Origin of the sequence: Pseudomonas sp. 1928-m, from assembly GCF_029269135.1 — a bacterium.
Lineage (GTDB): Bacteria > Pseudomonadota > Gammaproteobacteria > Pseudomonadales > Pseudomonadaceae > Aquipseudomonas.
This window is the reverse complement of sequence record NZ_JARIXO010000006.1, coordinates 167,534-191,442: the sequence shown is the minus strand read 5'-3', so window position 1 is coordinate 191,442 and position 23,909 is coordinate 167,534. Positions and strand designations below refer to the sequence as shown.

Annotated in this window: 14 protein-coding genes; 6 read left to right on the top strand and 8 right to left on the bottom strand. The window is 59.7% G+C overall.

The features are described 5' to 3' along the window. Window positions 1-20: 20 nt before the first annotated feature. The gene (locus P3C18_RS17750) at window positions 21-4,862 is read right to left on the bottom strand and encodes an NAD-glutamate dehydrogenase (protein ID WP_275963129.1); all 4,842 of its coding nucleotides are present in this window, start codon (window positions 4,860-4,862) and stop codon (window positions 21-23) included. Between the two features lie 185 nt (window positions 4,863-5,047). Here P3C18_RS17750 and P3C18_RS17745 point away from each other — a divergent pair, with 185 nt between their 5' ends. The 6 genes from P3C18_RS17745 to P3C18_RS17720 are packed head-to-tail and all read left to right on the top strand — an operon-like array spanning window position 5,048 to window position 11,863. Next, entirely contained in the window at window positions 5,048-6,007 is a 960-nt protein-coding gene (locus tag P3C18_RS17745; protein WP_136662503.1) for a MoxR family ATPase, read from the top strand. A gap of 5 nt (window positions 6,008-6,012) precedes the next feature. Next, window positions 6,013-6,954: a DUF58 domain-containing protein gene (locus P3C18_RS17740; RefSeq protein WP_275963128.1), complete on the top strand. Its 942-nt coding sequence runs from the start codon at window positions 6,013-6,015 to the stop codon at window positions 6,952-6,954. Beyond that, complete coding sequence (locus P3C18_RS17735) at window positions 6,951-7,445, top strand: DUF4381 domain-containing protein (RefSeq protein ID WP_275963127.1); 495 nt, start codon at window positions 6,951-6,953, stop codon at window positions 7,443-7,445. Before P3C18_RS17740 ends, P3C18_RS17735 begins: the two co-directional genes overlap by 4 nt. Beyond that, on the top strand, window positions 7,438-8,469 hold the full coding sequence (locus tag P3C18_RS17730) for a VWA domain-containing protein (RefSeq protein WP_275963126.1): 1,032 nt from the start codon (window positions 7,438-7,440) through the stop codon (window positions 8,467-8,469). The genes P3C18_RS17735 and P3C18_RS17730 overlap by 8 nt, the downstream gene beginning before the upstream one ends. A gap of 5 nt (window positions 8,470-8,474) precedes the next feature. Then, window positions 8,475-10,226 (top strand): VWA domain-containing protein, encoded by a 1,752-nt coding sequence (locus tag P3C18_RS17725; protein ID WP_275963225.1) that lies wholly within the window; start codon window positions 8,475-8,477, stop codon window positions 10,224-10,226. Beyond that, on the top strand, window positions 10,223-11,863 hold the full coding sequence (locus P3C18_RS17720) for a BatD family protein (RefSeq protein WP_275963125.1): 1,641 nt from the start codon (window positions 10,223-10,225) through the stop codon (window positions 11,861-11,863). Before P3C18_RS17725 ends, P3C18_RS17720 begins: the two co-directional genes overlap by 4 nt. Window positions 11,864-12,362: 499 nt before the next feature. Here P3C18_RS17720 and P3C18_RS17715 read toward each other — a convergent pair whose 3' ends face one another. The 7 genes from P3C18_RS17715 to P3C18_RS17685 form a co-directional block, all read right to left on the bottom strand. Next, window positions 12,363-14,717, bottom strand: a complete 2,355-nt coding sequence (locus tag P3C18_RS17715; protein WP_275963124.1) for an RND family transporter — start codon at window positions 14,715-14,717, stop codon at window positions 12,363-12,365. An 18-nt stretch (window positions 14,718-14,735) separates the two neighbouring features. Next, window positions 14,736-15,821: a YCF48-related protein gene (locus tag P3C18_RS17710; RefSeq protein WP_275963123.1), complete on the bottom strand. Its 1,086-nt coding sequence runs from the start codon at window positions 15,819-15,821 to the stop codon at window positions 14,736-14,738. A 195-nt stretch (window positions 15,822-16,016) separates the two neighbouring features. Continuing rightward, complete coding sequence (locus tag P3C18_RS17705; RefSeq protein WP_275963122.1) at window positions 16,017-17,387, bottom strand: DUF1329 domain-containing protein; 1,371 nt, start codon at window positions 17,385-17,387, stop codon at window positions 16,017-16,019. A gap of 66 nt (window positions 17,388-17,453) precedes the next feature. Continuing rightward, on the bottom strand, window positions 17,454-19,451 hold the full coding sequence (locus P3C18_RS17700; RefSeq protein WP_275963121.1) for a DUF1302 domain-containing protein: 1,998 nt from the start codon (window positions 19,449-19,451) through the stop codon (window positions 17,454-17,456). Between the two features lie 637 nt (window positions 19,452-20,088). Next, on the bottom strand, window positions 20,089-22,749 hold the full coding sequence (gene pepN, locus P3C18_RS17695; RefSeq protein ID WP_275963120.1) for an aminopeptidase N: 2,661 nt from the start codon (window positions 22,747-22,749) through the stop codon (window positions 20,089-20,091). 54 nt (window positions 22,750-22,803) lie between these two features. Beyond that, on the bottom strand, window positions 22,804-23,640 hold the full coding sequence (locus tag P3C18_RS17690; protein ID WP_275963119.1) for a DUF2797 domain-containing protein: 837 nt from the start codon (window positions 23,638-23,640) through the stop codon (window positions 22,804-22,806). Continuing rightward, window positions 23,640-23,903 carry a DUF1315 family protein gene (locus P3C18_RS17685; protein WP_275963118.1) on the bottom strand — a complete coding sequence of 88 codons (264 nt, stop codon included), beginning with the start codon at window positions 23,901-23,903 and terminating at the stop codon, window positions 23,640-23,642. Before P3C18_RS17685 ends, P3C18_RS17690 begins: the two co-directional genes overlap by 1 nt. Window positions 23,904-23,909 lie beyond the last annotated feature (6 nt).

Below are 23,909 nucleotides of genomic sequence, written 5' to 3'. Positions count from 1 at the left end.
CCAGGCCTGCGCTGCTTCTATCAGGCGCTTTGCGCTAGGTCCATCAACTCGCGGTTAGCCACAGCGTACATGGCGTAATCGGTGTTGGTGGCCGCACGCAGCTCGCCCAGCATGACCTTCCAGCGATCCACCAGACGGCGGTGCTGATCCAGCCACACGCCGACCCGCTCTTCGATATCCGCCGGGCCTTCGGCCATTTGCAGTACCGACACGGTGATGGCGCGTTGCTGCCAGTCCAGGTCATCGCGGAAGGCTTCACGGGCCAGCGCTTGCCAGTTGTTTTCCACCGGCAGACTGGTGATCTGCTGCAGGTACCAGGACAGCTCCAGCGACCCGCCAATGGCAAAGTACGCCGCTGCTACACGATCCGGTTCCTGCCCGGTCACATCCGACGCTTCGATGATCGGCAGCAAGGTGTACAGATGGCTGGTGCCGGCGACAACGCGCGCCAGCTCTTCCGGCACACCGGCCTCAACATACGCCTGGAAGCGCGCCAGCCACTGTTCACGGGCCGGGCCTTCAAGCAGTTCGTCGAGTCGGCCAACCAGTGCTTCGATGCGCGGCGCGAAATGCGCCACATCGCGGGCAGCGTCCAGCTCGTTACGGCGGCTGCGCAGGAACCAGCGGGTAGCGCGGCGCCCCAAGCGCATCAGCTCGTCCATCAGCTGCAGTTGCAGCTCGGCCGGGACCTGATAGTCCAGTGCCTCGATCTGTTTCCACCAATGCGGCAAGCGGAACAGGTCACGCACGATCACATAGGCGCCGGCAACATTCGCCGCGCTCATGCCGGTGGACTCCTTCAGGCGCTGCACGAAGGTGATGCCCATATGGTTGACCAGATCGTTGGCGATCTGCGTGCTGACGATTTCGCGCTTGAGGCGATGGCGACGCATTGGTTCGCCGAACTTCTTCGCCAGCAGCGGCGGGAAGGCGGTTTCCATCTCACGCGCCAGGTACTCATCATCCGGCACCAAGGATTTCAGCAGCGATTCCTTGAGGTCGATCTTGCTGTAGGAAATCAGTACCGACAGCTCCGGCCGTGTCAGACCCAAACCATTGGCCGCACGTTCGTTAAGCTCGTCATCGGTGGGCAAGAACTCCAGGGCGCGGTCCAATTTGCCGGCCGCTTCCAGGGCGCTCATCAGACGCTTGTACTCACCGACCCGCTCGCGGGCGCGGCGCTCGGCCAGCGACAACGCCTGGGTCTGCTTGTAGTTATTGCCCAGCACCAAGCCGCCCACTGCATCGGTCATTTCCACCAGCAGCTTGTTGCGCTGCTTGCCGGTCATGTCGCCCGCGCCGACGATTTCGCCGAGCAGAATCTTGATGTTCACCTCGTGGTCGGAGCAGTCCACACCACCGGCGTTGTCGATAAAGTCGGTGTTGCTCTTGCCGCCATTGAGGCCGTACTCGACGCGGCCCAACTGGGTCATACCGAGGTTACCGCCCTCGCCCACCACCTTGGCGCGCAGTTCGCGACCGTCCACGCGCAGCAGGTCATTGGCCTTGTCGCCGACATCGGCGTGGCTTTCCTTGCTGGATTTGACGTAGGTGCCGATACCGCCGTTCCACAGCAGATCCACCGGCGCCTTGAGCAAGGCATTCAGCAATTCATTCGGCGCCAGCTTGTCAGCGCTGATATCGAAGCGCTCTTTCATCTGCGGACTGATGGCGATGCTCTTGGCGCTGCGCAGGAAGATCCCGCCACCCGCTGAGATCAGCTTGGCGTCGTAATCGGCCCAGCTGGAGCGAGGCAGATCAAACAGGCGCTGACGCTCAACGAAGCTCTTCGCCGCATCCGGATTCGGGTCGATAAAGATGTGCATGTGGTTAAAGGCCGCGACCAGCTGCAGACTTTCCGAAAGCAGCAGGCCGTTACCGAATACGTCGCCGGCCATGTCGCCGATGCCGATTACGGTGACGTTGTCCTTCTGCACGTCGATGCCACGCTCACGGAAGTGGCGCTGCACCGAGACCCAACCGCCCTTGGCGGTGATGCCCATGCCTTTGTGGTCGTAACCAGCCGAGCCGCCCGAGGCGAAGGCATCGTCCAGCCAGAAGCCGTATTCGGCAGCAATGCCGTTGGCGATATCGGAGAAGGTTGCGGTGCCTTTGTCGGCCGCTACCACCAGGTACGGATCGTCGCCATCGTGGCGTACCACGTTCTGCGGTGGCACCACGGCGCCGTCTTTCAGGTTGTCGGTGATATCCAACAGGCCCGAAATAAAGATGCGGTAGCAGGCAATGCCCTCGGCCAGCACATCATCACGGCTGCCGCCGACCGGCATACGCCGTGGAATAAACCCACCCTTGGCGCCCATCGGCACGATCACCGCGTTCTTCACCTGCTGCGCCTTGACCAGGCCCAGCACCTCGGTGCGGAAGTCTTCCTCACGGTCCGACCAGCGCAGACCGCCACGGGCGACGTCGCCAAAGCGCAGGTGCACGCCTTCAACACGCGGCGAGTAGACGAAGATTTCGAACTTCGGCGTCGGCCGCGGAATATCCGGAATGGCCCGCGGGTTGAGCTTGAAGCTGAAGTAGCTCTTCGGCGCACCGCTGGCATCGGTCTGGTAGAAGTTGGTACGCAGGGTGGCTTTGATCAGGTCCAGGTAGCGGCGCAGGATGCGGTCTTCGTTGAGCACCGCAACGTTATCCAGCGCGGCGAGAATCGCCTGCTCAAGCTTCTGCTGCTTGTCTTCCAGGTCATCAGCGGTGAGCTTGCGCGCCAGGTAGAAACGCGTCTTGAACAGGCGCACCAGCTCCTTGGCGATATCGGCGTGGTTGACCAGGGTGCTGGCGATGTAGCTGAGGTCGAAGCCCAGGCGAATCTGCTTGAGGTAGCGCGCGTAGGCACGTAGCAGCGCCACGTCGCGCCACGGCATGGCGGCCATCAGCACCAGACGGTTGAAGCCGTCGTTCTCCGCAGCGCCGCCAACGATATTGACGAAGGCGCCCTGCAGCGTGTCGTTGAGCTGCTGGATGTCGACATCCAGGCCTTCGGCGTAGGTGAAGGCGAAGTCGTGAATCCAGAACTCGCGGCCATCGGCGCGGCGCAGTTTGTAAGGGAACTCGCCCAGTACGCGCAGGCCGAGGTTCTCCAGAATCGGCAGCACGTCCGACAGTGGCAGTGGCGTATCGGCGTGGTACAGCTTGCAATGCAGCTGCTGCTCGCCCTGGGTCAGCGGCTGGTAGAAGCTCATCACCAGCTGACGCTCATTATTCAGGCTAAGCAGGTGCTGCATATCCACCACCGCCGAATGCGGGGCGAAACGTTCGCGGTAGCCGGCCGGGAAGCCGCCGGGGAATTCGCTGAGCACTTCAGTGCCCTGAGCTTCGCCGAGGCTTTCGACGATCAGGCTGGTGTAGTCGTCCTTCCACGAACGGCAGGCCTGGATCACTTCTTTTTCCAGGCGCAGCGGGTCGATCTGCACGCGGTTTTTCGGGTCAACCTTGAGGATGAACTGCACCCGCGCCAGTACCGACTCGGAGAAGAAGGTCCAGAACTCGCAATCGGTAGCCTGCAGGCGCTCCATCAGCACCTGCTGGATCTTCATGCGGGTTTCGGTGGAGTACACATCACGCGGCACATAGGCCAAGCAGTAGCAGAAACGGCCGTACGGATCGCGGCGCAGGAATACGCGAATCTTGTTGCGTTCCTGAATCTGCACGATCGCCATGGTGGTGTTGAACAGCTCATCCACGGGGGTCTGGAACAGGTCGTCACGGGGCAGCACTTCCAATACCTGAGCCAGCTCTTTGCCCAGGTGCGCGCTGCTGTCGAAACCGGAACGCTGCTTGATCACCGCCACCTTGCGGCGGATAAACGGAATGTTCCACACGCTCTCGGCGTACACCGCCGAGGTGTACAGGCCCATAAAGCGGCATTCCTTGACCACCTTGCCCTTGGCGTCCAGTTCGCGGATCGACACCAGGTCCGGATAAGCCGGACGGTGCACGCGGCTCGGCACGGCGGCCTTGGCGAAGGACAGCAGCTGCGGCTCACGCAGGTAGGCCACGGCTTCAGGCTCGATATGCAGTTCATCAGCCTTGAGGCCGCTGCGCAGGCGCTTGGACATGCCCAGCAGGGACTTCTCGTCGTAGACCATACTGCCGCCGCCGGCGCTGTCGGCGACGGTGAATTCTTCATAGCCGAGGAAGGTGAAGTGGTCGTCAAGCAACCAGCTCATGAATACCTTGATCTCTTCCAGCTCGGCGCCTTCGACCTTGAGCTTGGCTTTATCCAGCCAAGTCAGTAGTTCCTTGGCCTTGGCTTTCATCGGCTGGAAGTCGGCGACGCTCAGGCGTACATCGCTGAATACTTCGTGCAGGTCTTTTTCCAGGGTCTTCAACTCGCCGACGTTGGCGCAGCGGTCAATCTCCAGAAACATCAGCGCTTCTTGCTGCACATCCTTGCCCTGGGCACCCTTGGGCAGGATTTCCTGCAGCTCGCCGCTCTTGTTGCGGCGCACGCTGAACACGCTGTTCTGCAGGGTGTGGATGCTGTAACCGCGACGGTTCAGCTCCATACGCACCGAGTCGACCAGAAACGGAATATCGCTGTGCAGAATCTCTACGGCAGTGTGGGTGGACTGCCAGCCATGTTTTTCATAATCGGGGTTGAATACCCGCACTTCGGGCTTGGCCGGTTCAAAACGCTCCAGCAACCGCCAGGACGACAAGGTGCAGCCGACCAGATCAGAGAGGCGACGCTGAGTCAGCTCCTCGAGGGCGATGATGCCGAAGAATTGCTCGGCGAACAGGGCTACTTGTGGCAGAGCCTGTTCACTGACGTGCTGCGCCAGCGCCGTTTGCAGGTGATGCTGAAAATCGGCTTTGCTGGCCGCCGTAAAGAACGCCATGGGTTTGCTCCGTTTGGCTTGTTATTCGTCAGGGGACTCGATCAAGGCAGTCGCGAGTAATGACCTTCGCCACAACCTTGTTGTTCAACGTTAGTCTAGGAGGCAGCGATTGCATTAAAGTGGCTGCCACTTAACTCTGGCGAGATTCAAGACTCGCTGGTCACATTTGCCGGATGAGCTTAACGATGGAACACCGTGAAGCGCTTGTCGCGCTGCGACATTTTCTTTCAAGTCAGATCCTCGGCCAGGAAAAACTCATCGAAAGGCTGCTGATTGCCTTGCTCGCTGATGGCCACATGCTGGTCGAAGGCGCACCTGGTCTGGCCAAGACCAAGGCGATCAAGGAGCTGGCCGAAGGTATCGAGGCCGAGTTCCACCGTATTCAGTTCACCCCTGACCTGCTCCCGGCGGATATCACCGGTACCGAGATCTATCGTCCGGAAACAGGCAGTTTCGTGTTTCAGCAGGGGCCGATCTTCCACAACCTGGTGCTGGCCGACGAAATCAACCGCGCTCCGGCCAAGGTGCAATCGGCGCTGCTCGAAGCCATGGCCGAGCGCCAGGTCAGCGTGGGCCGCAGCACCTATCACCTGTCGCCGCTGTTTCTGGTGATGGCCACGCAGAACCCGATTGAGCAGGAAGGCACCTACCCGCTGCCCGAAGCCCAGCTCGACCGTTTTCTGATGCACGTGAAGATCGGCTTCCCCGACGCCAGCGTGGAACGCAAGATCCTCGCCCAGGCCCGTGGCGAAGCACTCAACGGTGAAACCAAGCCTGAACAGCTGGTCAGCCAGCAGGCAATCTTTGCCGCGCGCCAGGAAATTCTCGGCCTGTATATGGCCGACGCAGTGGAAGAGTATTTGGTGCAACTGGTGATGGCCTCGCGCACCCCGGCCAAGTTCGACCCTGAGCTGGCCGAGTGGATTGCCTACGGCGCCAGCCCGCGCGGCTCGATTGCTTTGGACCGTTGCTCACGTGCCCACGCCTGGCTGGCCGGGCGGGATTTCGTCAGCCCGGAAGATATACAGGCGGTGCTGTTCGACGTGCTGCGCCACCGCATCATTCTGTCGTTCGAGGCGGAAGCCGCCGGCATCGACCAGGACCGCGTGGTGCAGCGCATTCTCGACGTCGTGGCGGTCGCCTAACCACCATGCACGAGCAACCCACGCAACCCGGCATTCGCGTCAGCCTCGGTGAACTGATCGAGATGCGCCACCGTGTGCGTGAGGTGCAGCTGTTTTCCACTCCGGCACGGCGCAGCCCACTGATTGGTCTGCACCACTCCAAACTGCGCGGGCGCGGCGTGGACTTCGACCAGGTGCGCGTGTACCAGCCCGGCGACGACGTACGCACCATCGACTGGCGGGTCACCGCGCGTACTCAAGAACCGCACACCAAGCTGTTCCATGAAGAGCGCGAACGGCCGATCTACATCATGGTCGAGCAGAGCAAGCGGCTGTTCTTCGGCTCCGGGCTGATGTTCAAATCGGTACTCGCCGCCCAAGCTGCCAGCCTGATCGGCTGGGCCGCCCTGGGCCACAACGACCGCATCGGCGGCCTGGTATTTGGCGATCTGGAACACCACGAAATCAAACCACGGCGCAGCAAGCAGAGCCTATTGCAGCTGCTCAGCCGTCTGGCCAAAGCCAATCAGGCCCTGAGCAACGACAGCCAGGGCGGCCGCGACAGCTTCGGCCTGGCCCTGCGCCGCGCCCGCGAAGTGTTGCGCCCTGGCAGCCTGGTGGTGATTCTGTGTGATGAGCGCACCTTGAGCGACAGCAGCGAACAGCAGTTGCTGCTGCTGGCGCGGCATACCGACCTGCTGTTGCTGCCACTTTCCGACCCGCTCGACCATGCACTGCCGAATGCCGGCCTGCTGCGCTTTACCGAACACGACGCACAACTGGAGCTGGACACCCAGGATGCCGAACTGCGCCAGGCCTACCGTAGCCTGGCCGATGCCCGCCAGGCGCGCTGGCAGCGCCTGGCGCAGAAACTCGGCGTGCCGCTACTGGCGCTGAACACCCAGAGCGAGATGATCGAGCAGCTGCGCGAGCACCTGAATGCCCAGCGGCCGAGGAAGGCCCTGTGAACCCGCTGGATCAACTCGAACCGCTGATCGCCCCAGCGCCGATCAGCTGGTGGCCGCCGGCGCCAGGCTGGTGGCTGCTCGCGGTTCTACTGCCGCTGCTCTTGTGGGCTGGCTTCAAACTGCTTAAACGTCTGCCGCGCAAAGCTGCCGGGCAGTCGGCCGAAGCGCCGCTTGATCCGTTGCGTCAGGCCGCACTGAACGAACTCGAACGCCTGAGCAAACCCTACGACGGCGTCGACGCAGGGCCTTGGCTGCAGCAGCTCAACGCCATCCTCAAACGCCTGTGCCGCGAGCGTTACCCGCAAAGCCACAGCCATATTCTCAGCAGCCGCGCCTGGCTGGCCTTCCTCGACAGCCGCTGCCCCGCCGCCGGCCTGACCCGTTGGATGATTCTGGTGGAAGGCGCCTATCGCCCGCACTGCAGCCTGGATGACAAGGCCATCGCCGGCCTCAACCAGGCAGTGTCGATCTGGATTCGCAAACATGTTTGAGTTTGCCTGGCCCTGGGTCTTTCTTATCGCTCCCCTGCCCTGGCTGCTGCGCGCCTGGCTGCCGGCTGCGGACAGCGGCGAGGCGGCGCTGAAAATCAGCTTTCTGGCCGAACTCGAAGGCCTGAGCGGACGCCGCGCCCGCGTGCGACTGCCAGCCTTGCGACAACAGGCGCCGTTTGCACTGATCTGGTTGCTACTGCTGCTCGCCAGTGCGCGTCCGCAGTGGCTGGGCGAACCTCTACCGTTGCCGGCCAGCGGCCGCGACCTGCTGCTGGCGGTGGATGTGTCCGGCTCCATGGATTATTCCGACATGCTCTGGGAAGACCAGGAAGTCAGTCGCCTGACCCTAGTCAAACACCTGCTCGGCGACTTTATCGACGGCCGCCAGGGTGATCGGGTCGGCCTGATTCTGTTCGGCAGCCGCGCCTACCTACAGTCGCCGCTGACCTTCGACCGACAGACCGTGCACACCTGGCTGGATGAAGCGCAGAAAAATATCGCCGGACCGCAGACCGCCATCGGCGATGCCATTGGCCTGGCGGTCAAACGCCTGCGTGAACGCCCGGCGCAGAGCCGCGTACTGGTGCTGGTCACCGATGGCGCCAACAACGGCGGGGAAATCGATCCCTTGACCGCCGCACGCCTGGCCGCCGAAGAAGGCATCACCATTTACCCCATCGGCATCGGTGCCGATCCTGAGCAAGGCGGCGTGCTCGGCATGCTCGGTTTTAATCCCGGTATCGATCTGGACGAGCCCAGTCTGCGCGCGATTGCCGAGGCCACTGGCGGCGAGTACTTTCGCGCCCGGGACAGCGAAGAGCTGCAAGCCATCGAAGCGACCCTCGACCGCCTGGAGCCGGTGGCGCAGAAGCCGACTCTGGCGCGGCCAACCTTGCCGCTCTATCCCTGGCCGCTGGGTCTGGCCCTGCTGTTCAGCCTGCTGCTAGTCAGTCAAACACTCTGGCCGAGTCTGCAACAACGCTGGCGCAATCAGCTGACACTGCTGCGGGGAAAACAGTCATGAGCGAACTGACCAGCCTCTGGCCGCACTGGCAACGGCCCTTCTGGCTGCTATTGATTCCGCTGCTGGGCATTCTGCTCTGGCAACTCTGGCACCGGGAAAAACGCACTGGCCGCTGGCAAGCGCTGCTGCCGGCCGCTTTTCAGGCTGCACTGCTGACTGCAACCGGAGGGCGCAACAGTCGCCTGCCCTGGCTGGCCCTAGGCCTGGCCTGGTTGCTCGCCCTGCTTGCGCTGCTTGGCCCGAGCTGGCAACGCATCGAACAGCAAAACCCCAAGCCGGCCGACCCGCTGGTGGTACTGCTCGAACTGACCCCGGAGATGCTCGCCAGCGACGCCTCGCCTAATCGCCTGGCCCAGGCCAAGCGCAAGCTGCTCGACCTGCTGGAGGCGCGCCAGGATGCGCAAACCGCGATCGTCGTGTATGCCGGCAGCGCACATACCCTGGTGCCGCTGTCCGACGACCTGGCCACCAGCCGCAATCTGCTCGATGTGCTGAACCCAGAGATAATGCCGGAGCCTGGCAAGCGCGCCGATCTGGCTGTGGCCAAAGCCCTGCAGCTGCTCGAACAGGGCGCCCAGGGCAATGGCCGCCTGCTGCTGCTGACCAGCAGCCTCGACGAAACGCAACGCCAGGCCATCACCCAGGCACTCGGCCGTCGTGGCGAGCGCCTGCGCATTCTCGGAATTGGCAGCACTCAGGGCGCGCCGATCATTCAGGAGGACGGCTCGTTCCTCAAGGACGCCCAAGGCACCATCCTACTGCCGCGCCTAGACAGCAACGGCCTCAAGCGCTTTGCCAATGAGCTGGGCGGCCTGTATCAGGGCGTCACCCTGGATGAACGCGACCTGCGTAGCCTCGGTCTGCTCGATGCGCCGCAACAACTGCGCCGCGATGGCGAGCTGACCCGCCTGCAAGCCTGGGCTGACCAGAGCCACTGGCTGCTTCTGCCCTTACTGTTACTCGCCGCCTGCGCCGCACGCCGGGGCTGGCTGCTGTGTTTGCCGCTGTTGCTGCTGAGCCTGCCGCAGAACAGCTACGCCTTCAGCTTCGACGACCTCTGGCTGCGCGCCGACCAACAAGGCCAGCGCCTATTGGAGGCGCAGCAACCAGCAGCAGCCGCGCAGCGTTTCAACGATCCGCGCTGGCAAGGTCAGGCGCTCTACCAGGCCGGCGATTACGCCGCGGCCGCAGAACGCTTCGCCAATGGCGAAACCGCCAGCGACCACTACAACCGTGGCAACGCCCTGGCGCGCAGCAATGAACTGGAAGCCGCCGTGGACGCCTACACCCAGGCACTGGAACTGCAACCCGACTTGGCTCAGGCGCAAAAGAACAAAGCCCTGGTCGAAGAACTGCTGCGCCAGAACCAGCAGCAACAGCAGAATCAAGCCGACAATCCGCAAGAACCCAACGAGCAGCAGAATCAGCCCAGCAGCCAGCCGCAGGCAGGCCAGTCCGATCCAGATGCCCAGCAGCAGGCCGAGCAATCGCCGGCCAAGCCGTCAGAGTCTGATGATGAGGGCGAAAAACCCGCGCAACCCGGCGCCGATGAAGACGCGGATACACCGCCGAAACCACCAGAAGAAGATGACAGCGATAGCGGCGAAGAACAGATCGCCAGCGCCGAGCCGAGCCTCGACGGCGAGCGGCGTCAGGCATTGGAACAATGGCTGCGGCAGATCCCCGACGATCCGGGCGAGCTGCTACGGCGTAAATTCAGGCTGGAACAACAACAGCGCCAGGAACAACTGCAATGAGCCGACTGCTCTGTACCCTTCTGCTTGGCCTGCTGGCCCTGAATGTCAGCGCGCAAAGCCTGACCGCCAGCGTCGACCGCACCCGTCTGGATGCCGGCGAGAGCGTTGAGCTGACCCTGGAATCGGATGACGCCACGCTGTTCGGCAAGCCCGACCTGCAGCCACTCAATGAGCTGTTCGAGGTGCTCGGCACCCGCCAGGTCAACCGCCTGACCAGCGGCAGCAACGGCGCCCAGGCCAGCACGCGCTGGATTGTCACCCTGCAACCCAAGCACAGCGGCTATGTGGTGATACCGCCGCTAAGCCTTGGCCAGCTGCAAAGCGAACCCATCACCCTGCACGTACAGCAGGCCTCCAGCGCCGATGACAGTCGCCTGGCACCGGTGTTTATCGACGCCAGCCTGGATCAGGAAAGCGTGTACGTGCAGGCGCAAACCGTGCTGACGCTGCGCATCTACCACTCCGTCTCGCTTTACGACGACAGCAGCCTGACCCCGCTGGACATGCCCCAGGCACGGGTTGAAGCGCTCGGCGAGCCGCGCACCTACGAGAAAGACATCAACGGCGTGCGCCATGGGGTGATCGAGCTGCGTTACGCGATCTTCCCGCAGGAAAGTGGCGAGCAGCTGATCCCCTCGCAGGCCTTTACCGCCACCGCGGTTGATCGCTCCGCCAGCAATGCCTACAACCCGTTCGGCCCGCGTCCGGGCAAGGTGGTACGGGTCAGGTCCCCGGAAATCCCGCTGACGGTAAAAGCCAAGCCGGCCAGTTACCCGGCCGATGCCCCCTGGCTGCCAGCGCGCGCACTGAGCCTGAGTGAAGTCTGGAGCCCCCAGCCGGAGACAGCCCGCGTCGGCGACTCACTGACCCGCAGCCTGCTGCTCAAGGTCGAAGGTCTTGCCAGCGCACAACTGCCGCCCTTGCCGGCCACCCAGGTTGCCGGCCTGCGCCGTTACCCCGATCAGCCGCAACTGGCCAATCAGGCCAGCGACAACGGGCTGGTGGCCAGCCGTGAAGAGCGCGAAGCGCTGGTGGCCAATCGTGAGGGCATGATTGCCTTGCCGGCAATCGAAGTGCTGTGGTGGAACACCACGACCGATCAGCTCGAACGCAGCAGCTTGCCCGCGCGTAACCTGCAGGTAGCTGCCAACCCTAACCTGGAAACCCTGCCGGTTGAGGCAACACGCCCTGCAGTCAGCGAGGTGGCCAACGTACAACTCTGGCCCTGGCAGCTGAGCAGCGCACTGCTGAGCCTAACCACCCTGCTCGGCTTTACCCTGTGGTGGCGCGCGCGCCGTCAGCCTCCCGTATTGCCTAGCCAGCAGACTGGCCCCAGTCAACGCAACCTGCTTGATGACCTCAAACGCAGCTGCCTGGCCAACGACTCGCAGGCCACTCGCCATGCGCTGGACGCCTGGGCCCGCCAGCAACCGGAAACCCTGGCCGATATGGCCGCGCGCTTTACCCCGCTGTCCGATGCCCTCGACGGCCTGAATGGCGCGCTGTACAGCGAAAGCGGCCAACACTGGCAAGGCCGCAACCTGTGGCTGGCGATTCGCAGCCTCCCCGCCGTAGAAGACCTCGAAAGCAGCGCCAACCCGGACACCAGCGCCCTGCCGCCGTTGTATCCGCGCTAACTGCAATCTAGTCAGAGATCCGGCACGCGCAGCTTTTGCAGGACGGGGGGTGTGGCGCAAAGCCGAACTTGAGCATCAACTACGCAATCTGTGTGTCACCTAACCCTGCAGCGGTTATCGGATTGCCTCACTAACGGATTACGGGGCGACCATGTAGGCACGAGTACATACCGTGGGAGGGGCCGGGCGGCGTTCCGCTTTAGCCGCAAGCTTTTGCTATTTCAGCACGTAGCCCGAACAAGCGCAGCGCAGCCCGGGGCATGGATGCTGGCGCAGTGGCCTGTGAGTTGGGCGGAACTGCCTCCCGGACTGTGCCAAGGCTTATCCGAGCTACGGCGCCCGCTGTTGTGAGAGCGGCCTTGGCCGCGAAACTTCTAGAACCCAACACGATTCGCGGGCAAGTCCACACCACAAAAGCCATCTGCAAACCTAACCCATAGGCAATAAAAAACCGCGGCACAAGGGCCGCGGTTTTTTGTGTTGCTACTGCGTATCAGGCTCAGGCCTTGTTGCGCAGCTTCTCCGGGTTGATCAGGAAGCGAGCCAGTGCAGGCAACAGCCAGATTGCGCCGATCATGTTCCAGAGGAACATAAAGGTCAGCATCAGGCCCATGTCGGCCTGGAACTTGATCGCCGAGAAGATCCAGGTCGCCACACCAATCGCCAGACAGACGCCGGTGAACAGCACCGCTTTACCGGTCGACTTGAGGGTCTCGTAGTAGGCGTCCTGCAGCGACAGACCCTGACGCAGGTAGGTCTCCAGGCGGCTGTAGATATAGATGCCGTAGTCGACACCAATGCCCACGCCCAGCGCGATTACCGGCAGAGTCGCCACCTTCACACCGATGCCCATATAGGCCATCAGCGCGTTACCCAGCACCGAGGTCAGCACCAGCGGCAGGATCACGCAGAGCGTGGCAGCCAGGGAACGGAAGGTCAGCAGACACATGATGCTCACGGCCGCATACACCGCGATCAGCATGGTGGTTTCCGACGCGGCGATCACCTCATTGGTGGCCGCTTCGATCCCGGCGTTACCGGCGGCCAGAATAAACTCCAGGCCGTCCTTGTTGTTTTCCTTGGCAAAGTCTTCGGCGACATCAACCACGCGAGACAGGGTTTCCGCCTTGTGGTCGGTGAGGAACACCAGCAGCGGCGCCACCGAGCAATCACCGTTATACAGGCCGTCGGCCCGAGCAATGGAGTTGTTCAGTACGTCCTGGTTACGCGACAGGGTTTCCCATTTCAGGTTGCCCTCGTTCATGCCCTTGATCACCTGACGCGACACGGTGACCATGGAAATAGCCGACTGCACGCCTTCGGTGTTCTCCATCTTCCACATCAACTCATCCATGGCCGACAGAGTCGGGTAAGTCGAGCAGCCTTCAGGCGCCGTCTTGACCATGATCACCAGTACGTCGGAACTGGTGGAGTAGTTGCGGATGACGAAATCGTTATCCAGGTTGTAGCGCGAGTCTGGATGCAGCTCGGGTGCGCCCTGATCGAGGTCACCGATTTTCAGGTTCTGCCCATACCACACACCACCGGCCAGCGCCGCGATTGCCACCACCACGGAAATCGGCGCCACCATAGGGTGAGCGCATTTGGACAGAAAGCGCCAGAAAGGATGTTCTTTAGCGGCTTCTTCACGGCTGATCTGCACCGCCTTCTTGCTGATGCCGATATAGGAAATCATCACCGGCAGCAGAATCAGGTTAGTCAGAATGATCACCGCCACACCCATGGATGCGCCGATGGCCAGCTCACGGATCACACCGATATCGATCAGCAGCAGGGTGATAAAGCCCACGGCATCCGACAGCAGCGCCACCAAACCCGGAATAAACAGCTGACGGAAAGCCATACGCGCGGCGGACAGCGAATCGGTCGCCTCGCCTGAGGCCATGGCAATGCCGTTGATCTTCTGCACACCGTGGGAAATACCAATGGCGAAGACCAGGAACGGCACCAGCATTGAGTACGGATCAAGCCCGAAGCCCAGGGTATGCAGCAAGCCCAGCTGCCAGACCACCGCGATCAACGTGGTCAGAACCACCGCCAGGGTGCTCTTGAAGCAGTGGGTGAACCACAGCAACAGGACGAAAGTAATGGCGATTGCCACGGCAAAGAACAGCGCCACGCCAATCAGACCATCGATCAGGTCGCCGACCTTCTTGGCGAAACCGATGATGTGGATTTTGACGTTGGGGTTCTGCGCCTGGTACTTCTCGCGGATCTTCTCTTCCAGCTCGTGGGAGAATTTCTGGTAGTCCAGCGGGATCTGCTTGCTCTGGTCATTCGGGTCGGCATAGGTCTCCAGCAACGGCAGGTCGACGATGCTCGACTTGAAGTTGTTAGCCACCAGACGGCCAATCTGACCAGATTTGAGGATGTTGCTACGCAGCTCCTCGAGGCTTTCGGAAGAGCCGTCGTAGGTTTGCGGAATCACTTCGCCACCGGCAAAACCTTCTTCAGTCACTTCGGTCCAGCGGACGCTTGGGCTCCACAGCGACTTCAGGCCGGAACGATCAACACCTGGGATATAGAAGGCTTCGTCATTGATCTGACGCAGCGTCTCCATGTATTCCTTGCTGAAGATATCGCCATCCACCGCTTCCACCGAGATACGCACGGTGTTGCCCAGGTTCGCCAGGTCATTACGGTGCTCGAGCATCTTCTGGATGTAGGGATGCCCCAGCGGAATCATCTTCTCGAAGCTGGTCTGCGGACGCACCTGCGCCGCTTGGAAGAACAGAAACAGACTGATCAACAGGCACAGCAGAATAACGGCCGGGCGATTGTTGAAGATCAACCGCTCCAGGAAGGAGGCAGGTTGTTGTTGGTGCTTACTCATGCAAAGGCTCCCGGCTTATTATTGTTGGCCCAGATCGGCGCCAGTAGGCGCAGCAGCGTGAACGCCACCCTGCCCTACCAGAATCAGATTGCCGTTTTCCATTGCTGCAACGCCTGCCAGCGAAAGCCGGTCGGCACGATTGGTCACATTGAAAGTGCGGCCGTTGTCGGTGCTCTTGAGTACGGTACCGCCATGCCCAACCACCACGATGGAGCCGTCGGCCAGACGATTGCCATCAGCCAGGCCAAACTCCAGAGGGCCATTGTTGGCGGTATTAAGGCTGATCGCCTGCCAGGTCGTACCGAAGTCTGCCGAACGGAACAGATGCCCACGTAGACCATAGACCAGCAACGCACCGGCTTCATCAGTGCCCAGGGCACCGAACAGCGACCCCTCGTAAGGGCCTTCCAGGGTTTCCCAGGTCTGCCCCCAGTCCGGGGAGCGGAACATCGCGCCCTGCTCGCCCACAACAAACAGGCCGGAATCTTTGACTTCGACAATGGCGTTGAGGTGGTAGGCGTCTTCGTTGTCCATGCGGTCGCTGACATCTTCCCAGTTGGCGCCACCATCGGTGGTTTCCAACAAGGCGCCGTAAGCACCTACGGCATAACCGTTGTTACGGTCTTTAAACCACACATCCAGCAGCGGCGCTTCGCGCTCAAGGTCTTCGAACTGCTTGACCCAGGTGGCGCCGCCATCGGTGCTGGCAAGAATCTGCGCATCGTGACCAACAGCCCAGCCATGGCTGTCGTCGATAAAGAACACGGCAGTGAGCATCTGCTTGGTCGGCACCTTGGCCTGAACCCAGTTTGCGCCGTTGTCGTCAGAATAGAGGATATGCCCACGATCACCCACGGTGACCAGGCGCTTACCCAGGCTGGCGACATCCAGCAGCAGACTTTGTTGAGCTTGGGCAGAGGCTACCGAGTAATGACTGGCGTCATCGCTGGCAGCCTGCAGTGGCGCACTGGTAAACATCAGCACGGATAGCACACTGCACAGCGACAGCGCTTTGGCTATCGGTGAGTGGACGCGGAGCGCCGGTGCGCGGGACGACCCCACAACACGACCGGCCTGGGTGCGCCGCATGACGGGCTCACTCATATACCTTCCCCCTTATTCTTATAGGTAGCACTACCCTTTTAGCAGTGCGCCTATCCTACTGAGCTTTCAAAAGGCCTGACAATCGGCGCGACGTTATGTTTTGTTAAACCCGCCCGTCTACCATGCCCTGTTCGACTGACAAATAGCAAAAGGCCGCTACAACAGTAGCGGCCTTTTGCTCAACCTACACGCGGATTAACGCGTACCGCGGCGACGCAGCGCGGCAGGTTTAAAGTAACCGTCATCCGGTACAGCCTGGCTGAAGTCGATGGTGCTTGGCTCTTCGTTGTCCAGGTTTTGCACGTGGTAACGACGGGCTTGCAGATCGTGGAAAGTATCCAGCGCAGACCAGGTGGTCGGCAGGTCGTAGTAGTTTTTCAGGTAGGCAATCGAAACGCGCCACAGCTCGCCACGACCGTCGTACTGATCAACCACTGCTGCTTGCCAGCTGTCCTCGTCGAGGAACAGGGTACGCTTGGAGTAGATGTGACGCGAACCCGACTTCAGCGTGCCCTCGACCACCCACACACGGTGCAGCTCGTTGCGCGTAAAGGCCGGGTTCAAGTGACCGACTTGCAGCAGGTCCTTGTACTTCACTTCAGGGCTGGTGACCTTGTAGCTGTTGTAAGGAATGTAGATTTCCTTCTTGCCGATCAGCTTCCAGTCATAACGATCTGGCGAACCGTTGATCATGTCGGTGTCGTCTGCAGTACGCAGGCCGTCAGCGGCAGCGATCGGGGTGTCATAAGCCAGGTTCGGCGCACGACGTACGCGACGCTGGCCGGCGTTGTAGCCCCAAGCCTGACGTGGCTCTTTCACCTGATCCAGGGTTTCATGTACCAGTACCGCACCACCGGCCAGACGCGCCGGGCTCTTGGTGAAGGACAGGTAGTAGAACATGATGTTGTTCAGGTCAGCTGCAGTCCCTTTCGGGTTGTAGAACTTGAACATGGCTTCCTGCTGCGAGGTCACCAGGGAGTAGCTGCCGTTACGCTGCACGGCTACTTCCGAAGCGCGACGCACGATGTAGGTACCACGGTAACGTGCGATGTGGTTCCACAGCGCTTCCACGCCATTTTGCGGGATCGGGAACGGGATACCGCCGTAGGCGTCGGAGAAGCCGTTACCGCCATCGAGCAACTTGGCTGTGCTGGCGTTCTTGATGGTGTTGTCATACACCCACTTTGGCGCAGAACCGGAACGACGGGTCTGGTAGACCGGCATCTGGTAGCTGTTCGGGTAGGTGTTGAACATCGCAATCTGACCTGGGGTCAGGTTGTCTTTGTACTGATCCAGATTGGCTTTGGTGATGGTAAACAGCGGCTTGTCATCAGCAAACGGATCTACGTGGTGCTGGCCTGGCGTCTTGTAAGCCGCCGGAGCCTGGGCAATACCACCGGTCCACTCAGGGATGGTGCCTGCCGCGTTACCGGCTTTCTCGGCACCGAACGGGGTGAGGCTTGCGCCCAACTTGGCCGCTTCCGCAGGCGAAACTGCAGCGAACGCGCTGCCAGCGGACAGTGCCAGCGCAATCGCAGCACCAATCAGCGTGTGCTTTTTCAGCATCTTGATTCTCCGTGAAATAAGTCAGCAACCGAGTGCCCGCAGGCACTCGATATTTTCTAGTTATGATTAGAAGGAATACTTGACGTTTACACCGACGTTGTCGCGGTCGCGGCCCGAGTTGTTCTGACCGGCACCATAGAATTCAGTGTATTGAATTTCAGCCTCCAGGCTATTCAGGTAGCTGGCACGCAGACCCAAGGTGTAAGCCTTACGACCTTCAATAAAGTTACCGGTCTGGTGCGAGTTACCTTCGAAGTCATGCTTGTAGACGGCGAATGGAGAGAGGTTTACACCCGCGTAAACGTCGTTCCAAGTACCAGATGCTACAAGTGTATAGCCGTAAGCATTCTTGTTGATCTGGTCATCGCGATTTGCACCGCCCAAATATGAACTATTACCACGACCTGCATAGTAACGAACTGATCCGTCATTCGCAGTGTATTTCAAACTACTGCCACGCACATGCTCAGAAGCCAGCTCTGCAACACCAAACAAGGAATCAAAACTCAAAACATTACCAAAGTTATGAATAGCACCAAAAGAGGTATTGAACGCTTCAACGCGCTCATAGTTGCTAAGTGAACCGTCCAGAGCAACAAGCTTCCCCGCAACCAACGCCTTACCGTCCCAACCCCGAGCACCCGCGAGCAGAGCGTTAGTGTTTCCCAACTCAGCGGCTTGACTAACAAGATCACCCAACAAGTCGTTAGTAGTTGCAATACCGACAGGTAGATTTGGACGATATGAAAGGTCACCAAAAACCGACGTCTCATTTACTGTTGTGTTAAAGCTAACGCCATACATCCGAATGTCCTCAGCATACTCGCGTTTAGCCTGGACACTATTCAAGAGATCAACTGTAGCAAGCCCGCCGGCCAGCCCAACGCAATTAGCATTAAAAGCGCCGCCGCCGCCGCAGTTTGCTTGAACCAGCGCAGAACCGCTAAGCGCCAACAAATCAACGCCGTTATAGCCGTTCAGATCAGCATAAATAGTTGGCTCCTTAGCATGATAATTTACTAAATAGAAACCAAACTCCGTACTATTTAACTGCTCAGCAATATAACGAAAAGCAACACCGTACTGCCCATCATTCTTCGCATTAAGGTCCTGAGTTATATCTGCCACATTGGCAATAGATCCAAAGGTAGGTGTAACACCATTCTGATAGAGCCCCGCATTACCGAGTGCAACAGATGGCGCAGCAGCGAAACCTCGATATGCATTAAATACTGCATCTGGAATCTGACCAGTGAAATCGTTATAGGCCGTGCTTCCACCATCAGCAAACAAGTCAGTTTCGGAGAAGAAAGTACCCGCTGGATCGACAGCAGTCTCTTTCCAGTTCCACTGATAGAATGCTTCCATGGAAAGATTGTCAGTCAGACCAATATTGAAGCTAAAAGCCTCAACAGGAACCAATACCTCTTTAACTTCAGCGCCAGGCAAGCGAAACTTTGCTGCGTCTACCGCGTTAGTGGTGTTGATACCACCACGATAGAATAAACCCTCACCCCAGTTGAATACCTGCTTACCAATACGTGCAGTGACCGGCTTCTCCATTACATCCCAGCTGCCATATAGATAGGCATCAAGAATTTGTGCATCACGCCCAGCCTTGTGGCGAGTAGCACGGGTAAAACTATCGTCTTTCGGCACATTCTGGCTTGGCTGATAAGCCAGACTGGTATCGTAGTAGTTGTTGCGCTTATCCATGATCTGGGTGTCATAGAACGCAGTACCACGCACAAAGGCACCGTAGTTCTGGTAGGTCACTTCCATATCGGTAGTGATCTTGAACACTTCAGATACCAGACCGGTATTGAAGTTACGGTTACCGTCGTTGGTGTTGATATCGTTATTGGTCTTGTCCTGGCCCTGGACACGCCAGAGTTGGCCGTAGGACACGGTGGTATCGATGGAGCCGCTGATTTCATCGTCGGCGAAGCTGAATTCCACTGCCTGGGCGTGAGCCGCTACCAGCAGGGGAAGAAGACCGACAAAAGCAAAACCTGCCTTGGCAGGTGCGAAACGCAATACGGGCTTACGGGACTTAATTTCCATCGAAACATTACTCCGTGGACAGATCATCTTTTTTGTACCCCAACCGCTGGGGCACGTTATGGCCGTACTGGTGACGGCCTTAAATGTTGATTGGAAGGCAAACCCCCAACGCGTTTACACGCACCTCACTGTTTGGCGTGCACCATGACGAGGTCAAATCGATTTAGTTCCCTGCAACCATAGTGCCAATTCAAACGGCCGTATAAAAAATCCAGTGAGAAGCACGACCGAACTATAAAACCACTTTGTGACTGAGCATTCAGCAACCAGGTAACCACATGCAGTGACAGATTTTTCCTATTTTGTCCTACCATCTGGCGCGATCAGTCACTTTGTTGCGCTGTACACGCCCAGACGCTTCAAACAAATCAGCCAAGGTCAAGCCAAGCAGTTCAATTCATATTGCGCAAACTTTGCTTACATTTAATCAGGTAACACAAAAAGTGTTACCTGATTAAGCCAGGTAACACTTTTATACCGATATGCAGGGCTCGACGAAGAACCTGTAACCCTATGCATTGCACATAGATACGCAGGATCGGTCTTTAGTGTTAACGCGCTGATCAAAAATCGATCAAGCGTACCCAGCACTTTATATAGGGTGGCGCTGCCACCCTAGATTGTTACCGCTCACTCATTAACCAGCCAGGCTCTTGCTGACCACTTCATAGACATCACTGGACAGCTCACCCGAGGCCAGAATGCGCTGTAGTTGCGCTTTCATTTGAACCTGACGAGCACTGCCGTATTTGGCCCAGCGAGTCAGCGGCGCCAGCAGGCGCGAAGCGATCTGCGGGTTGAGGGCATTCAGGGTAATCACCTGATCGGCCAGGAAGCGGTAGCCACTGCCATCAGCCTGATGGAAACCCAGCAGGTTCTGCCCGGCAAACGCACCGATCAATGAACGAACCTTATTCGGGTTCTTCAGGGTAAACGCTGGATGCTGCATCAGTTGCTCAACGCGCTGCAGCGCGCCAGGCAAGGCGCAGGCGGCTTGCACGCTAAACCACTGATCCATAACCAGCGGGTTGTCCTTGAAGAAATCGGCGAAGCTGGCCAGGGCAACGGCCTTCTCGGCTTCGAACGGTGAGTTAACCAGCACCGCCAACGCAGTCAAACGCTCGGTCATATTGTCGGCGTTCTCGAACTGCTCCAGACAAGCCGCCAACACCTCCGCCTTGCCGCTGAGCATCAGGTAGGACAGCGCAATGTTCTGCAGGCTACGCCGGGCAAAGTGTTCGGCCTCGGCTACATAGGCGCTGGTACGGGAGACTTCGCGGTTGCGCTGGTAACGCTGCCACAGCAGATCGAACAGCGCATCCGACAATTGCTTGCGGGCAAACTCACGGGCGGCGTGGATGGCTTCGACATCGGCCACTTCGCTGATTTCGGTCAGATAGGCCTCGCCTGGTAGCGAAAGCATTTCGGCGACCATGGCCTGATCCAGCGAGTCATCGGCCAGCAGAGTACGGCAAGCCTCGACAAGACGCTGATCGAGCACCAACGGCTCGCCACGCTGATGCTGGCCAATCAGCTCCTGCAGCACTTGCACGGACAGTTGCTGCCCCGCTTCCCAACGATTGAAGCCATCGCTGTCGTGCTGCATCAGGAACATCAACTGATCACGGCTGTAGGGGAAGCTCAGTTTGATCGGCGCAGAAAAGCCGCGCAGCAAGGAAGGCAGCGGTTTTTCCGCCAGATTGACAAAGGTGAACGCCTGTTCGGCTTCGGTCACCTGCAGCACACGGCAAAGGCCACCCGCCGCATCTTCACCGACTAGCTGCAGCGGCAGCTCACGGCCCTGGGCATCCAGCAAAGCCAGCTCCACAGGGATAACAAAGGGCTGTTTTTCCGCCTGCCCGGGAGTAGCCGGGCAGCTCTGGCGGAAGTGCAGGCGATAGCTGTTGGCCGCCGCGTCATAGCTTTCACTGACCTCCAGACGCGGTGTGCCGGCCTGGCTGTACCAGCGTTTGAACTGGGTCAGGTCGATGCCATTGGCCTCTTCCATCGCGCGGATAAAATCGTCGCAAGTAACGGCCTGACCGTCGTGGCGCTCGAAGTACAGATCACTGCCTTTGCGGAAACCCTCGGCACCAACCAGGGTGCGGATCATGCGCACCACTTCCGAACCCTTCTCGTACACCGTCAGGGTGTAGAAGTTGGAGATTTCCATAAAGGCGTCCGGACGTACCGGATGGGCCATGGGGCCGGCGTCTTCAGCGAACTGGTGGGTGCGCAGATAGGCGACGTCCTCGATGCGCTTAACCGTACGCGAGTGCATATCGGCGCTGAACTCGGCGTCGCGGAAAACGGTAAAGCCTTCCTTGAGCGACAACTGGAACCAGTCGCGGCAGGTCACGCGGTTGCCCGACCAGTTATGGAAGTACTCATGCGCCACCACCGCTTCAACGCGCTGGTGCGCAGCATCGGTAGCGGTTTCGGCCTTGGCCAGCACACAGCTGGAGTTGAAGATATTCAGGCCCTTGTTTTCCATGGCGCCCATGTTGAAGTCGTTGACCGCGACGATCATAAAGATGTCTAGGTCGTATTCACGGCCGTAGACCTCTTCGTCCCACTTCATGGATTTCTTCAGGCTGTCCATGGCGTGCTGGCACTTGTCGATATTTTCCGGCTCGACATAAATGCGCAGCGCCACTTCTCGCGCACTCATGGTGGTGAAGCTGTCTTCCACACACCAGAGATCGCCGGCGACCAGGGCGAACAGGTAAGCCGGTTTCATAAACGGGTCTTCCCAGGTCGCCCAGTGCCGGCCGCCTTCCTCGCTGCCGCTGGCAATCGGATTGCCGTTGGACAGCAGCACCGGATAGTCATGCTGCGCCGCGCTCAGGGTGGTGGTGAACTTGCTCATCACGTCCGGGCGGTCGAGGTAATAGGTGATCTTGCGGAAACCCTCGGCCTCGCACTGGGTGCAGAACATGCCGCTGGACTTGTACAGCCCTTCCAGCGCGGTGTTGCTTTCCGGGTGAATGCGCACGCTGCTGTCGATCACAAAGCTGGCGCTAGTGGGCTGCACAGTCAGATGGCTGTCGCTCAGCTGGTAATCGCCGGCACTCAGCTCGCGGTCGTCGAGCGCCACACTGAGCAGTTCCAGCTGCTGACCGTCCAGCACCAGCGGAGGTAAACCTGCGCCGGCAGCCGGGTTACGGCGCATCACCAGCTGCGCGTGCACCAGGGTGTGGTCGTCGAACAACTCGAAGGTCAGGTGCGTTTCATCAATCAGATAATCCGGAGCCTGGTAGTCCTTGAGGTAGATCATCTTCGGCTGTTCGGTGCGCATGGCTTGTGGCCCTTTGTCTGCGGCGCGCGGGCGCCGGGTTCGCGAATAAGTAACTTAGGCGGCCAGTTCGTGAACGGCCAACTGGTAAGCGGTGTACTTGCGGATATTGATCACGCCGGTGTCGAACATCAGGTACTGGCCCTTGATGCCCAGTAGCGTGCCCTCGGCCAGTGGATTCTTGTCCAGATTGAAGCTGGTGATCTTCGCCGGATAAGCCTCAATCGGATAGCTAATCTGCACCACCGGCTGATCGCTGAGCGGCTGGATGGCCTGAATGCCAAAGCGCTGCTGCAACTCGGTCAGGCCGCTGCCGCAACTGGCAAACAGCTGTTCGCGTACGGCAAGCAGATCCACCGGCGCAGCATCACCCTTGAGCAGCGCGCGCCAGTTGGTTTTATCCGCCACCTGGCTACGCAGCAGGTCTTCGACAAAGCCGGACTGCTGTCGGGTGGCGACCCGCAGAATCGGCAGCGCCTGGGTCGCACCTTGATCGATCCAGCGTGTGGGGATCTGCGTGGCGCGGGTGATACCGACTTTCACGCCGCTGGAATTGGCCAGATAGACCACATGATCGGTCATGCAGAACTGCTCGCCCCAGCTCGGTTCGCGGCAGGTGCCGGCCTCATAGTGGCAACGCTCCGGGCTCATGATGCAGATATCGCACTGCGCCAGCTTCTGCATGCAGGGGTAGCAATAGCCCTGGCTAAAGCTGCTCTTGGTTTTGCGTCCGCAATGGCTGCAGTGGATCGCGCCGAGGAATTCCAGACGCAGGCTTTTGCCGATCAACGGATTAACCGGCAGCAGTTCATTGCCCAGGCGAAAGCTGTATTGCACCGGCGCATCCAGCTGCGCCGCCATTTTGCTCAGGGCACCACGGGCCAACTCGCTCATCAGTGCAGGGTATCCGAGGACTTGAACAACAGATTGTGCACCGGCTCGGATTTGCTGCTGCACTCCTGCGGGCCCATATAACCGATGCGCTCGTCTTCCGGCAGGTTATGGATTTCCCAGGCAATCAGCGCCTGCAGAGTCAGTTCCTTCTGCTCCTGGCTCAGCTTGCGGCCATCAGGCCATTTGCCGATTTCCACAGCCAGCTTGAGGCTCTGGTAGATCTCAGGGGTGATGTTTTCAATCGCTTCGAGAAAGGACGACATGGCGCC